This window comes from Hydrogenispora ethanolica (genome assembly GCF_004340685.1).
Classification (GTDB): Bacteria; Bacillota; UBA4882; order UBA8346; family UBA8346; genus Hydrogenispora; species Hydrogenispora ethanolica.
Genome location: NZ_SLUN01000009.1, coordinates 81,806 through 94,498, shown reverse-complemented (window position 1 = coordinate 94,498; position 12,693 = coordinate 81,806). Strand labels below are relative to the sequence as shown.

The window sequence follows — 12,693 nt, the reverse complement described above, 5'->3', positions numbered from 1 at the left end:
ATGATGAAAGATGATTGACAAGGGCCGGGATCGTGGTTATAATAATCTATGTTATCGTAAAGCCCAGGTGGCGGAACTGGCAGACGCGTACGTTTGAGGGGCGTATGGGCAACCGTACCGGTTCAAGTCCGGTCCTGGGCACCATTTATTTTAAAAGCACACTGCTGCGGCGAGTTCGCGAAGACGATCCGAACAAGCGCGCAGCAGTTTTGTTTTGCGCAGGCGCAAGGCCGCCGCCGGCTTTTCCCGAACCTCCGGGCCCTCCGGCGGAACAGCCGCCGCCTTCGGCGGGACTGCTTTTTTTATTTCCGGTTCTTGCCGACCATTTTCCAGTGGGTCTCCCGGGTTCGGACGAACTTCATTCCCACGGGCAGCCATTGCCGTTTGAAAATTCCAAGCCAAAAAATGATTGCGAAACTCTTTTAATGCAAAATCCGGAGCGGATGACCCGCGTCGGGCTCATGAAGCTTCTGTTTACGCAAACTTTCTTCCATATACCGGGCCGTCACAATGCAAATCCCGGTCAGCTCCGACGCTTCCCGGGGCGTCATGCCTTTTTGAATGTACTCTTTCGCCTTGACGACCCGCTCTTTTTTGGAGAAACAACGCATCATGCTCTAACCTCTTCGCCTAGTATCAGCCGGCATTTCTGGTACGCCCCATCCATCTACTAGACGAAGAATATGGCTTTTTGGTTCCGCCATTTCAGTCCCGGCTGATTGGTCAAAGAAACAAAAAGCCAATCCGGCCGCTCCCGATAAGGGCCTCGATTGGCTTTGCCGCTCCGGCCGACTGTCCGGCCATGGCTTTTTTTTTACTCCCGAATATATCCCAGATCCTTCGCCTTTTCGGTAAAGTTGATATCCCTGACGGACTCGTTGCCTTGAACCGGAAGCCCCTCCTGGATCTGAAGACTCAGGCTGCCAGACTCCATACGACGGATCGTCATGATCAGCGCCGCTTCCTGGGGGCGAAGCTTCATGAGCTGGTCGGGCATTCCATCTCCTCCTGTTTTGCTATGCCACTCTGGGAGAGTTGGATGACGAAGCTTCTTTGCAGTCGGATTTTGGGGCAACCGAATTCGCCATCCGGTTGGCCAGACCGATCCGTATGACCACCCATAGCGACAGGCCGGCCACCAATACCCATTTGACAAACATTTCTTCCATCATCTTTCCCTCCTTGATTCGTTTTATATGCAACGAAATTATTTGAAGCATATGATTTGCGAAAAAGCGGTGAAACGTTCGTTATTTTCGCAAATCATATACCCTAAGGATTCATGTCGTTGCACATAGACGGTTTTTTCGGATTTTCTTTCTTCCTTCAGCCGTTCCCGGGCCGCGCTGGCAATCGAATGAATATTGCTCCTTGGCGTGCTCCGCCTTCTATATACATTATCGGCAATTTTTGATTTTATTCGATGAATCAGCTGACTATTTTTTGATTATTTTTCTCCCCCGCCGAACGCCTTCCACCTTCCTACTTTCCGGAGCCAATGAACCGCTCCCCGGCGGTTGGCGGATAGGAGACAAGGGCATCCCCTCTCGATAGGCCCCAATGGTTTTGACATATCCGGCCGTATTGCGCATATTTTGTTCTGATCCGCCTGACAGCGGATTGTAAACTTCCTTTAAAAAATCATTTCAGGAAAGATATTTCAGAAGGTTAAAATCGTCATGCCAAGAATAGAATTAAGAACAGATTAAATAAAAACGTTTCGCTTCGCTGTTTCTTAATCAAACCATAATCCGCCTCATCGGACGGATCAACGCTGCAGTCAGTTTGGTTGGAACACTCCAGCCGCAAAACCGGACCGGCAGCTTTTTTATTTCGCCGGGAATACCGTTTTCCCCGCTGAAACAGCGGCGAACTAAAAGCGTTGTGATAAACCCCGGCCGAAGGTCGGGGTGAACACAAAAGCTCAGAGAAGCAAGGGATAAAGTCGTTTAAAACCTTTTGATAAACGGATTCATTTGAAAGAGACTTTATCCCATGGCTTCTAAAGGATGTGACACAAGCACGTGAGCGCATTAGGTAGTGTAATTCAACAAGCCATCAACGAGCACCCCGGTCAACGGGTCTTTCAAACCGTTTATCAGGGCGATCCATATTTTGTAAAAATGCATATCCCTTCCAAAATCAATATTTTTCATCGTCTGCAGAGCCTGGCCTTTCGCTTGACCCATCATCCGCTGCTGGCCATCACGATTCTGGACCCGGGTAAAAGTGAGACTTCTTATGAAGGGGAAAAACTGATCCGTCTGAAACAGCTGGGCCTGAACGTCCCGGCGGTGTTAGATTACTCGGATGAGTATCTGATCATCGAGGATTGCGGCCGTTCTTTAGCGGACGTCATCAACGAGAACCCTCAGGCAGCCCAATTCTATCTGGAAAAGGCCATCGTTGCCCTGGGCCGGTTGCATCGGACGGGACAGTGTCATGGCGGCGCTCAGATCCGCAATTTTACAGTGAAAGATGAGCAGATTTTCATGATTGACTTTGAGGAGTGTACTCCGGAGCAATATTTTGCGGATCTTGCCTTCCGGGATCTGCTGCTGTTTTTCCTTTCGCTCTCCTCGAATATCAGCCACTGTTCGATTCCTAAATTAATTCGGGTCTATGAGGAGAACGGGGGGATGGCCGTCCGGGGCCGCTTACTCCGGTTGGCGGAACGGTTGGAATTTCTCAGGGTCCTAACCCGGAAACCATGGGTGCGTTGGGTGGGAAAAGATGTTTTGATGATGAATGCCATTCTGGAGGAGTTTCGCCGGCAGATGGCGGCTGAGCCTTCCCGGTCGTAAGCCGGTCCGGATTGAGCCGGAAAGGAATCTCGTATAGTTTTCTCCATCCCGCATATCCTAATTATGACAAATTTGGAGAGGCTTAGAGATGGAGCGATTCTTTAACGACGATCTGACCATTGCGGTGAGTTCCGGAATCTGCGCGACGCTGATCAAAAACTGCGCCAGCGTGTTGCTGAAGCTCCTGGGGATCAAGCATTATATCTATTGGCAGCTGGCCGCCTCGGTCTTTTTGGATGAATCGCAGTCCTGGGAAGCGGCCGGACTCCTCATTGGGTTCCTGGCGGATCTGGCCGTGGCTTCCCTGCTGGGAATCATCTTTTTCTATGTCTTCCGGTTCACCGGTCGGCAGCATCATTGGGCCAAGGCCGCCATGGGCGGTTTCTTCATCTGGCTCGGCATCACCGGGCTGGCCCCCAATCTCGGCATCTCCAAGATTACGCTGGGCGATCATTCCACCGCCCTCGCTTTCCTCATCACCGATACGCTCTTCTCCTATTTGGTGGTCTACTTCATCCTGCGCTTCGGCAAAGAATACCTTCCGGAACAGCGTTACCCGGGACGGAAAGTCTAGCCCGGGGACCATCCAGCTAATGATTATAAAGTTAAATCCGCAAGAAGGTAGGTAACATGATAGGGATTAAGTCTAGCTCTCCTCCTCTCTCTTGGCTCTCCCCGGCGGTATTCCATCCATGGACCGCCGTGCTTAAACCATCCTGGTTATGGCCCGGATCGGGGAGAGTAATCACCATTCTCCGCAGCCCAAAGGCTTTTGGGCCCCGGAGCCCGGTGGTTTCCCTTCCAGATTCAGGAAGCCAGAGCTAGGATGGCTTAAGCTTGCGGCGTCCAAGGATGGACATCAGCCGCAAAGGGCCGAGGGTTAGGTCTATAGACGTCATGACTTATCCTTCAATCCCTTCCGTGAGTGAGCGGAGCTAACTTGATAATCATCATCCAACTTATTAATAGGAGCCGGGTCGCCGTGGCTTGCGCCTGGCCAACACCAAGCGGACGATGAGGCCAATGGCCAGCGCGCCACAGATATCCAACAGTACATCCTGCGGTTGACCGCTCCGGAAAGTGGCGAACGATTGGGTGTATTCATCGAGGCTGGCGACGGCGGCGGTGGCCAAGAGCCCGGCTCCCTGCGGGAAGGGCAGGCGCCACAGATAAAAATAGGCCCAAAATAGCAGGCCGATGCCGCCATACCCCGTGAAATGCATCGACTTGCGGACATTGAAGACCAGCTGGGAAATGAACTCCTGAGGCCAGTCAAAATGCCGGGCCAGCCATTCCTCCCAAAAGCCTCCGCCCCAATGCGGGTCTTCCGAGGAATAAAGCAAAAAAGCAATGACGCTTCCCAGAAGGAAGGTCATGAAAATGATGCTTACGATCCGAGTCCGCTGTTTCAAAAATTCTCCTCCGCCGGCGCCGGTCCGCTCCTTACGCCAACCCTCGCCGGTTCATTCTTTGTTTCCCGTTTTAAGAATCCGCTGTTCGCCGTGGTACGGCATACTTCGGCAGGATCATCCATTTCAAACCGGTTCGCCCGATTTCTCCCGGGAAGCGTCCGGCGCCGCCGCAAACTCCTCGGGCGGCTCGGCGCTACAGCCGAAATGATGCAGGATCGTCTGGACGATCCGGGCCGAAGCCCGGCCGTCTCCGTAGGGGTTGACGGCAGTCGACATCCGCCGGTATTCCCGCGGTTCGTCCAAGAGCCGGTTGGCTTCGCGGATGATCGCGTTCCGGTCGGTGCCCACCAACTTCACCGTGCCGGCGCTGACCGCTTCGGGCCGCTCGGTCGTGTCCCGCAGCACCAGCACCGGTTTGCCCAGGGAGGGCGCTTCCTCCTGAATCCCGCCAGAGTCGGTCATCACCAGATAGCATTGGCTGATCAGGTTGGCGAAGGGTTGATAATCCAAGGGATCGATCAGGTGGACCCGCGCCGCGCCGCCCAGGATGGCGAGGGCGTTCTCCCGGACTTTCGGGTTTAAGTGCATCGGGAATACCACTTCCACCTCAGGATGGGTCGCGACGATCTCCCTGACGGCGGCAAAGATGTTCCGCATCGGCTCGCCCAGGTTCTCGCGGCGGTGGGCGGTGACCAGCACCACTTTGCGATCGGAAAAGCCGATCCGGCGCAACCGGGGGTCGCTAAAATGATAGCTTCGCCCGACAGTGTCCAGCAAGGCGTCGATTACCGTATTGCCGGTGACCACGATCCGTCCGGGGTCCACGCCCTCCCGGAGCAGGCTCTGCCGGGCGACCGCGGTGGGCGCGAAATGGAGATCGGCCAACGCCCCGGTGAGCTTGCGGTTCATCTCCTCGGGATAGGGCGAATACTTGTTATAGGTCCGCAGGCCGGCCTCGACATGGCCGACCGGGATCTGCTGGTAATAGGCTGCCAGGCTCCCGGCAAAGGTAGTCGTGGTATCGCCGTGGACCAGTACCAGATCGGGGCGCTCCGCTTCGAGAATCTCTTTCAGGCCGTACAATACCCGGGCGGTGATGTCGGTCAGGCTTTGGCCCGCTTGCATGATATTCAGATCATGCCGGGGCTCGATGCCGAAAAGCTCCAGCACTTGGTCGAGCATCTGCCGGTGCTGGGCGGTGACGGTCGTGACCACTTCAAAATGCCTGTCCTGCTCCAGGGCTTTGACGAGCGGCGCCATCTTGATGGCCTCGGGTCTTGTCCCGAAGATGGGAAGAATTTTAAGTTGTGCCATGAATACCTCTGCTTTTCGTATGATTCGATCCGTCCGCGCCTCCCAGCCCGCCGCTGTGCAAGGGGGCGAGATGCTGGAATGCGCCGCGGAATAACTGCGTGACGCGCTGGGCCTCCGGATAAAAACTTCCGATTACCGCTTGGTAATCGGACGCATCGATTATTTCTATTGTATGCTTTATTTTCCCAAAGTCAATTCGCTCTTCGTATCAAGCCACTGATTCCGGACTGAATCGTAGGAAAATGTCTATTATCATTCCCGTTCCCTGCTAACCCCGCTTCTCCAGCCAGTCGCGGTTCTCCGTATACCAGCGGATGGTCTCCCGCAGTCCCGTCTCGAAATCGATCTGCGGCGTCCAGCCGAGTTCCCGCCGGATCTTGGCGGCGTCGATGGCATAACGGCGGTCATGACCGGGGCGATCCTTGACGTACTCGATGAGCGACTCCGGTTGGCCGAGCTCCGCGAGGATCAATTTGACGATCTCCTGATTGGAACGTTCCTGATTACCGCCGATGTTGTAAATCTCTCCCACTGCGCCATTATGAAAGACCATATCGATGGCGCGGCAATGATCCCGCACGTGCAGCCAGTCCCGGACGTTCAAGCCATCGCCGTAGACCAGCAGCTTTTTTCCCACCAAAGCGCGGGCGATCATCAACGGGATCAGCTTCTCCGGGAATTGATAGGGCCCGTAATTATTGGAGCAGCGGGTGATCAACACCGGCAGGTTGAAGGTATGGTGCGCGGCGCGCACCAAAAGGTCGGCTGCGGCTTTACTGGCGGAATACGGGCTATTGGGGGCCAGCGGCGTCTCTTCGGTAAAATAGCCGGTCGGGCCGAGGCTGCCATAGACTTCATCGGTGGAGATCTGTAAATAACGGCCGACCCGGTATTGGCGGATCAGATCCAGCAGCACCTGGGTTCCCAGGATATTGGTGGTCACGAAGATCTCCGGCCGGCCGATGCTCCGGTCGACATGAGACTCGGCCGCGAAATGAATGACTCCGTCGAGTCCCATCTGAAAGAGGGGTTCTACCTGATTACGGTCGGACACGTCCGCCCGGACGAAACGGTAATGGGGATCGGCCGCCAGGCCGCCCAGATTCTCCAAATTGCCGGCATAGGTCAGTTTATCGAGGTTGATCAGGTGATAATCCGGGTACTTCTCCCGCATATAGTAAAGGAAATTGCTGCCGATGAACCCGGCGCCCCCGGTGATCAAGAGTTTCATCGATCCGTCTCCTCGGGTCACAGATTGAGCCGCGACTGGCGGTTCAGATTAGTTTATGCAGGACCTGGATTATAGGATTATGGGATTAACATGATTTAAAAGCATTAAACCATTCTAATCCCTGGAGGGATTAGTTGATTCCGGTCCAAACCTGGATTTATCGGATTCCGAGATTAACAGGATTTAAATTCAAATCCTTTTCGAATCCCTCAAAGCTTTAGCTTTGAGCCACACCCAACAATCCAACCCAGAAACAAAATCCTGTGCATTCTATAATCCGATAAATCGTGGTTTTATGAGGCGTTTGAATTCCAAACTCTTCGCCCCGAAGTTGATCAATAACCCCGTTCCCAGCTTAAACGCCTCCAGATAATTGAGCGCTTGGGCCAGATGAACCTCTTCCAGGCGGGCGATTGCTTTTAATTCGACTAGGACTTTTCCTTCCACCAGGAAATCCACCCGCCGCGTTCCCACTTCGACATCATCATAATAAATCGTCTGTTCCCGCTCTTTTTCAAAAGCGAGCCCCGCCTTTCGAAATTCAATGACCATGCACCGCTGATAAACGGCTTCCGTAAAACCGTTCCCCAGCTTACTATGGACTCGCATCGCGCAACCGATGATTTGATGGGTCAGAGTATCGTGAATCAGCAAAACCATCCCCCGACCTGGATTTAACGGATTATTGGATTAACGGGATTTAAAAGCATAAACCATTCTAATCCCTGGAGGGATTAGTTGTCCCGAGGTGAGCTCCTATGCATCTTAGACCTAGATTTATCGGATTTCGATTCGAATCCCTCAAAGCTTTAGCTTTGAACCATACCCAAAAATCCAGCCCGGAAACAAAATCCTGTGCATCCTTTAATCCGTTTCATCGTGGTCGTCAGAGGGGTTTTCTCAACTCCACGCTGAACAAATAATTCCGCTCCGTTTTCCCCGCCGTGTAATCCAGGTGGTCGATGTCGGCCAACCCCGCCGTGGCGTTCAGGGTCCAGGCATCCCGCAGCTTGGTGGTATAGGAAAGCCAAATGGAGCTGACCTCCTGGGGAAAGGTGGCGGCCTGGTCCATCGAGACATACTCGCCATGCAGCCCCAACCGGGTTCCATCGGCCAGGTAATGATTGAGCTGCGCGTAATACCGTTTGGCGTTGTGGCCCATGGCGTCGCCGATGATGTCGCCTTCGTGGGTATATCCTTCCTTATATAACCAATGGGAATACCAATAGCGGGTGGTGCGAGCCGCTTCCAATTGAAGATCCCAGGCGCCGTCAGCGGTCAGCCGGGGCAGATAAACTCCGAATAGTCCGGCGTTGCGGGACGGTAATGGTGGGAAGGAACCCGCTTGATCCTCCCCATAAAATTCGCCATAGATCTGCAAGCCGTTCAGCTGCGGCAAGCGCCAGCGAAAATCGAATCCGGCGATGGTGTTCCATTTCTCATCCGCACTATTATCCGCATTCTTTTGGGTCAGGAAATCCCACAGATCGTCCCAGCCGAATTCGTGACCCTCGCCTCCCAGGAAGGATGTGAGCCCGGCGGCAAAGGTAAAGTTGGAACCAGGGGTGAAATCAGTGCGCAGGCCGACGAAGGCCGGCTGCTTGACATCGGTCCGGTCATCCGATAATTTCGAATAAAAGAAGGTGGCATTGGCTGGGCCCAGGTATTTGAACCACCCGGGGAGGCTCAGCGGTTCCAGATTCGACAGCTTGAGGGCAGTCAGGGGTTCCATGTTATTCGATAAGGCAAGGCTGCCCCGCTCGCCCTGGCCCCACCAGATGGGGTCTTTGCCCAGCTGGATCTGAAGGTTGCTCAAGCGGGTCTTGAAATAGCCGGCCTCCAAGTCGGCGGAGACGTCTTCCGTCCTATCGTAGCTCAAACGGGGGATAGCGCTGAAAACCAGCCGGTCGTTCCAGGTCCCCTCGATCTGGAGGTTCAGAATGCTATTCAGATCATCCGCCAAGCGGTAGCCGTTGTTGTTGATATTTAGCGGCTGGTAGGTCGATTTGGTTTTATTATTCTGCTTCAAGGTCGGTCCATCATAATATGTATTTTCCCACGCCAATTCGCGGAGACGGAGCCGGCCGTTCCCTGCCGCGCCATCTAGCGCGGCCAGCTCCGGCCCGAGATCCGCGATCAGCTCGTTCAGCATCTTTTGGGCATATTCGGGCAACGGCTCAGCCACGGCTTGCTGCCGCATCTCCCGGACCCACCCGGCGGCCTGCATCCGGGTGTACGGCTTGGTCCCGGTCTGCATGGCGGGCAGATAGCCCAGGCCGTCCAGTTTATCCAGATACGTGTAGATGTAGCTGTCCAAGGGGATATTCGTTGCGAGTTGGTTGGCGGCGGCCCAAGCCGGAACCGTCCAAACAATCATGAGGCTCATGATTAAAAACGTGATTCGGAGAAGTGATTTCAAATTCAACACCCTTTCGACCTGGATTTATCGGATTATTGGATTAACGGGATTTTAAAGGCTAAAGCCTTTATTGCTTACATTTGAATCTATATTCCGTGCACCTGTGGATTTTAAAAGCCCATGGGCTTTTGACCAGAGATTCCTACACACGGACCAAATCCTATGCATCCCATAATCCTATAAATCGTGGTCCATGATTAAAAACGTGATTCGGAAAAGTGGTTTCAAATTCACACTCTTTCGACCTGGATTTATCGGATTATGGGATTAACGGGATTTTAAAGGCTAAAGCCTTTATTGCTAATGACATTTCAAAAGCCCATGGGCTTTTGCCAGGGATTCCAACATACGAACTAAATCCTGTGCATCCCATAATCCTATAAATCGTGGTCACTGTTTGGTTTTATCTACTTTTTCCAACACCTTTTTCACATCTTGTACCCGGTTTTTCGGGCAGATTAACACGGCATCCCCGGTCTCGACATAGACGATGTCGCTTAAGCCGATGGCCGCTACCAACTTGTCGCCGCTGGTTTCAAAGATGCAATTTTGCAGATCGATGGCGACGATATTTTCATTGGGCAGAATATTGCCGTTGGCATCTTGGGCCCGTAACCGCTCCAAGGCGGTCCAGCTGCCCACGTCGTCCCAACCGATGTCCGCCGGAAGCACGTAGACCAAGGGGGCTCTTTCCATGACTCCGTAGTCAATGGAGATCTTTTCAAACTTGGAATATTGCTCGGCCAATATCTCTGGGTACTGGTCCGTACCGATGGCGGCACGGATCGTTTCTAAACCCTGGTGCAGATCCGGCATGAAATCGGCAATGGCCCTACGGATGGTGGCGACCTTCCAGATGAACATGCCGCTATTCCAGAGATATTTCCCGCTCGTCAAGAATTCATGGGCGGTCTCCAGATTCGGTTTTTCGGTGAAGCGTTCCACCCGAAAGAGATTGTCCGCTCCGGAGGCTTGCGGACCCATCTTGATATAACCGTACCCCGTCTCCGGGCGGTCGGGTTGAATTCCCAGGGTAACGATTCCGCCGGTTTCCCGGGCTACCTCATTTCCCTGCAACAGCAGCTCGCAAAAGAGGTCCGGCTTTTGGATGACATGGTCGGCCGCCAGGACGGCCATGACTCCGCCGGGATCTTTTTTTTCGATGATAATGGAAGCCAGTCCGATGCAAGGAGCGGTGTTTCTCCCTTCCGGCTCGATGATGATATTTTCCGGGGGAAGCTCCGGCAGCTGCTCCGCGATCTTCGCGGCGTACATGCCGCTCGTGACAATGTAAATCTGGGATGGCTGCGCGATTTTTTTCAGCCGCCAGACCGTCTCTTGGATCATCGTGCCATTGCCGGTCAGGTTCAATAATTGTTTAGGGAGTTCTATGCGGCTCTTGGGCCAAAAACGTTCGCCTTTGCCCCCGGCCATGATGACGAAGTTTAACAAGCGATTCACCTCAATTGACCTGGATTTACAGGATTATTGGATTAACAGGATTTTAAAGGCTAGAGCCTTTATTGTTAAACCTGCCAAGTGAATAAACTATAATCGTGGTTGGCGTAGTTCTGAAAAACCTTGTTACAACCGATTTGCTGATGTAACATCGGATCCAGATATTTTGCATTCAACCAGGTCAAGCCGGAAACTGCGCCCATGGGGAGCATGAGGTCGAAAATCCTACTGCGAAAGGATCATTCCCGACAAAATCCCGGGCATGGTTGACCGCGTCGCCGAGGCCGGCCGGGACGCTTTGCCGGGTATAGAAGAATTGGATGTCCAAGTCCTCATAATCCAGGGCGGATAATAAATCTTTTTGGCCGCTGCCGGACAAGAGCCGGCTTAAGTCCATATCTTTGTCGAAGTGATCTTCGATAGCCCGCTTTTTCTGGCCGGTGATGAAGAGAATTTGCTTGATCCCTACTGCCGCCAGTTCTTCGACGATATACTGGATACAGGGTTTCCCGGCCAGGGGCAGCATCTCTTTGGGTTGGGCTTTGGTTAGGGGGAGCATCCGGGTGCCGAGGCCAGCGGCGGGGATGATGGCTTTGGTTATCATTTTATGGAACACCTTTTTCATAAAATCTATTATCTTTGTTGATTCTCTTGGTAAAATTTATTCTCTTCGAGTATATTCCAGAGAACAATTGTGGCAATTAAGAGTTATCGCTTCATGATTTCCCTTCAAATCATGGCTGAATTTCCCAAATATGTCATGCTCGGTCCGACTGGAAGGCTTTTCTACTTTATTCTGTTTGGCAAGCATTTTCCCTGCTTTTTTAATCCTAAACCTAGCATTTATATTGCTTTGTGGTTTTTCAAGAATCAATTAAATAACCATGTCTCAACTAAAAAATATTTAAAGAAAGCGACTCAAAAAATTACAGGGAAAATATGAAAAAACCAAAATCCCTTGCATGCTGTTACGCTAAGTTTATTCTCTAAATGAACCCTAGTCCACCTCATAGAACTCGGTGTTTGATTTCAATAATGATTCATGTTAATATTGGCTTGAGGTGATCTTAGTAGTGCTGGAAGAAACGCTTGAATGGCTAAATCAATCGAATTATGACTTTGAAACAGCTCAAGCAATGTTTCAAACCGAAAGGTATGTTTATGCCCTTTTTATGTGTCACCTAGCTATTGAAAAATTCCTGAAAGCCATTATCATCGAAAAAACCAAGGAAACACCACCTCGTACGCACAATCTGCTGACCTTGCTAAAAATAACTGAAATTGCGTTACCAAGTGAACAAAAGGAGTTTTTGGCAACCATCACCGCAATGTCGGTCAATACCCGATACCCCGAGAACTTATCCCGGGCTATTCAAGAATATAACCAAGATTTGGTGAAAGATTATCTTTTAAATACCAAGGAGATATTAAAATGCTTGAAAGAAAAATTGACAATATAATCCACGCGTATTTTCGGGAATTATCGAATCAGGGAATCCTGGCGGAGCAAGTTTTTCTATATGGTTCGCAAGCTCGCGGCACCGCCCGCGCTGATAGTGATATCGACCTAGTGGTTGTCTCTCAAGATTTCGCTGATATGACTCCAAAAGAGAAATGGCGAAAACTTGGAAAAGCCGCATTAAACTTGAACGAGCCTATTGAAGTACTCCCCTATACTCCTGCAGATATCCAAAAGAGTATGAAACGGGAGGGGAATTTCATACGGCACATTCTTTCGCAGCCGGAAACCCGAGAATATCGACCGTTTAAACAATAGGCAAAAATTTATAGACATTCTTAATGCAATATTGGTAAGTAAGTGAATTGCAAATTACCATAATGTGCCCTTCGTAACACAATATATAGTGATAAGCCCAGATATATCTATCAATATATTGTGTTGCGAGTTTTTTCTATGAAATTTGCAATTCGCTCAAGTATCTAAAAGAAGATCCTTTGCTTTGAAGAAATAATCTGCCCATCCATCTTAATCCTGTGCGATTTGTCCAGTGATTGGCCGCCCAACCCTCACATCTTGGACCTACCCCGCCGCAG

At 51.7% G+C, this 12,693-nt stretch carries 13 protein-coding genes, 1 tRNA gene and 1 pseudogene; 5 read left to right on the top strand and 10 right to left on the bottom strand.

Features of this window, described 5'->3' with window-relative positions:
* Nucleotides 1-61: 61 nt before the first annotated feature.
* Nucleotides 62-144, top strand: a tRNA-Leu gene (locus tag EDC14_RS09470).
* Nucleotides 145-422: 278 nt separating this feature from the next.
* Here the strand turns inward: EDC14_RS09470 and EDC14_RS09465 are convergent.
* From EDC14_RS09465 to EDC14_RS26755, 3 genes are all read right to left on the bottom strand, one after another.
* Entirely contained in the window at nucleotides 423-614 is a 192-nt protein-coding gene (locus EDC14_RS09465; protein ID WP_132014045.1) for a hypothetical protein, read from the bottom strand.
* A 200-nt stretch (nucleotides 615-814) separates the two neighbouring features.
* Nucleotides 815-997 carry a hypothetical protein gene (locus EDC14_RS09460; RefSeq protein ID WP_132014044.1) on the bottom strand — a complete coding sequence of 61 codons (183 nt, stop codon included), beginning with the start codon at nucleotides 995-997 and terminating at the stop codon, nucleotides 815-817.
* A 19-nt stretch (nucleotides 998-1,016) separates the two neighbouring features.
* On the bottom strand, nucleotides 1,017-1,172 hold the full coding sequence (locus EDC14_RS26755; RefSeq protein WP_165907914.1) for a hypothetical protein: 156 nt from the start codon (nucleotides 1,170-1,172) through the stop codon (nucleotides 1,017-1,019).
* Nucleotides 1,173-2,024: 852 nt separating this feature from the next.
* Here EDC14_RS26755 and EDC14_RS09455 point away from each other — a divergent pair.
* Nucleotides 2,025-2,804: a BUD32 family EKC/KEOPS complex subunit gene (locus tag EDC14_RS09455; protein WP_132014043.1), complete on the top strand. Its 780-nt coding sequence runs from the start codon at nucleotides 2,025-2,027 to the stop codon at nucleotides 2,802-2,804.
* An 88-nt stretch (nucleotides 2,805-2,892) separates the two neighbouring features.
* Nucleotides 2,893-3,378 carry a hypothetical protein gene (locus EDC14_RS09450; RefSeq protein ID WP_132014042.1) on the top strand — a complete coding sequence of 162 codons (486 nt, stop codon included), beginning with the start codon at nucleotides 2,893-2,895 and terminating at the stop codon, nucleotides 3,376-3,378.
* A 388-nt stretch (nucleotides 3,379-3,766) separates the two neighbouring features.
* Here EDC14_RS09450 and EDC14_RS09445 read toward each other — a convergent pair whose 3' ends face one another.
* The 7 genes and pseudogenes from EDC14_RS09445 to EDC14_RS09415 all read right to left on the bottom strand — a co-directional run.
* Nucleotides 3,767-4,216 carry a VanZ family protein gene (locus tag EDC14_RS09445; protein ID WP_132014041.1) on the bottom strand — a complete coding sequence of 150 codons (450 nt, stop codon included), beginning with the start codon at nucleotides 4,214-4,216 and terminating at the stop codon, nucleotides 3,767-3,769.
* Between the two features lie 123 nt (nucleotides 4,217-4,339).
* Nucleotides 4,340-5,530: a non-hydrolyzing UDP-N-acetylglucosamine 2-epimerase gene (wecB, locus tag EDC14_RS09440; protein ID WP_132014040.1), complete on the bottom strand. Its 1,191-nt coding sequence runs from the start codon at nucleotides 5,528-5,530 to the stop codon at nucleotides 4,340-4,342.
* Nucleotides 5,531-5,798: 268 nt separating this feature from the next.
* Nucleotides 5,799-6,761, bottom strand: coding sequence for a dTDP-glucose 4,6-dehydratase (gene rfbB, locus EDC14_RS09435; RefSeq protein WP_132014039.1), 963 nt, complete (start codon nucleotides 6,759-6,761; stop codon nucleotides 5,799-5,801).
* A 270-nt stretch (nucleotides 6,762-7,031) separates the two neighbouring features.
* Nucleotides 7,032-7,415 carry a GxxExxY protein gene (locus tag EDC14_RS09430; protein WP_424337407.1) on the bottom strand — a complete coding sequence of 128 codons (384 nt, stop codon included), beginning with the start codon at nucleotides 7,413-7,415 and terminating at the stop codon, nucleotides 7,032-7,034.
* Between the two features lie 232 nt (nucleotides 7,416-7,647).
* The gene (locus tag EDC14_RS09425; protein WP_132014038.1) at nucleotides 7,648-9,180 is read right to left on the bottom strand and encodes a capsule assembly Wzi family protein; all 1,533 of its coding nucleotides are present in this window, start codon (nucleotides 9,178-9,180) and stop codon (nucleotides 7,648-7,650) included.
* A 390-nt stretch (nucleotides 9,181-9,570) separates the two neighbouring features.
* Nucleotides 9,571-10,632 (bottom strand): mannose-1-phosphate guanylyltransferase, encoded by a 1,062-nt coding sequence (locus EDC14_RS09420; RefSeq protein WP_132014037.1) that lies wholly within the window; start codon nucleotides 10,630-10,632, stop codon nucleotides 9,571-9,573.
* A gap of 232 nt (nucleotides 10,633-10,864) precedes the next feature.
* A pseudogene (locus EDC14_RS09415) lies at nucleotides 10,865-11,242 on the bottom strand (sugar phosphate nucleotidyltransferase); the annotation flags it as partial.
* 469 nt (nucleotides 11,243-11,711) lie between these two features.
* Here EDC14_RS09415 and EDC14_RS09410 point away from each other — a divergent pair.
* Nucleotides 11,712-12,098: a HEPN domain-containing protein gene (locus EDC14_RS09410; protein ID WP_132014035.1), complete on the top strand. Its 387-nt coding sequence runs from the start codon at nucleotides 11,712-11,714 to the stop codon at nucleotides 12,096-12,098.
* Nucleotides 12,071-12,415, top strand: a complete 345-nt coding sequence (locus EDC14_RS09405) for a nucleotidyltransferase domain-containing protein (RefSeq protein WP_132014034.1) — start codon at nucleotides 12,071-12,073, stop codon at nucleotides 12,413-12,415. The genes EDC14_RS09410 and EDC14_RS09405 overlap by 28 nt, the downstream gene beginning before the upstream one ends.
* The last annotated feature ends 278 nt before the right edge of the window (nucleotides 12,416-12,693 follow it).

What these genes read in the sequence shown, in the direction of transcription:
- EDC14_RS09460 (WP_132014044.1), bottom strand. Translation starts at nt 997, where the DNA reads ATGCCCGACCAGCTCATGAAGCTTCGCCCCCAGGAAGCGGCGCTGATC.
- rfbB (WP_132014039.1), bottom strand. Translation starts at nt 6,761, where the DNA reads ATGAAACTCTTGATCACCGGGGGCGCCGGGTTCATCGGCAGCAATTTC.
- wecB (WP_132014040.1), bottom strand. Translation starts at nt 5,530, where the DNA reads ATGGCACAACTTAAAATTCTTCCCATCTTCGGGACAAGACCCGAGGCC.
- EDC14_RS09450 (WP_132014042.1), top strand. Translation starts at nt 2,893, where the DNA reads ATGGAGCGATTCTTTAACGACGATCTGACCATTGCGGTGAGTTCCGGA.
- EDC14_RS09405 (WP_132014034.1), top strand. Translation starts at nt 12,071, where the DNA reads ATGCTTGAAAGAAAAATTGACAATATAATCCACGCGTATTTTCGGGAA.
- EDC14_RS09465 (WP_132014045.1), bottom strand. Translation starts at nt 614, where the DNA reads ATGATGCGTTGTTTCTCCAAAAAAGAGCGGGTCGTCAAGGCGAAAGAG.
- EDC14_RS26755 (WP_165907914.1), bottom strand. Translation starts at nt 1,172, where the DNA reads ATGATGGAAGAAATGTTTGTCAAATGGGTATTGGTGGCCGGCCTGTCG.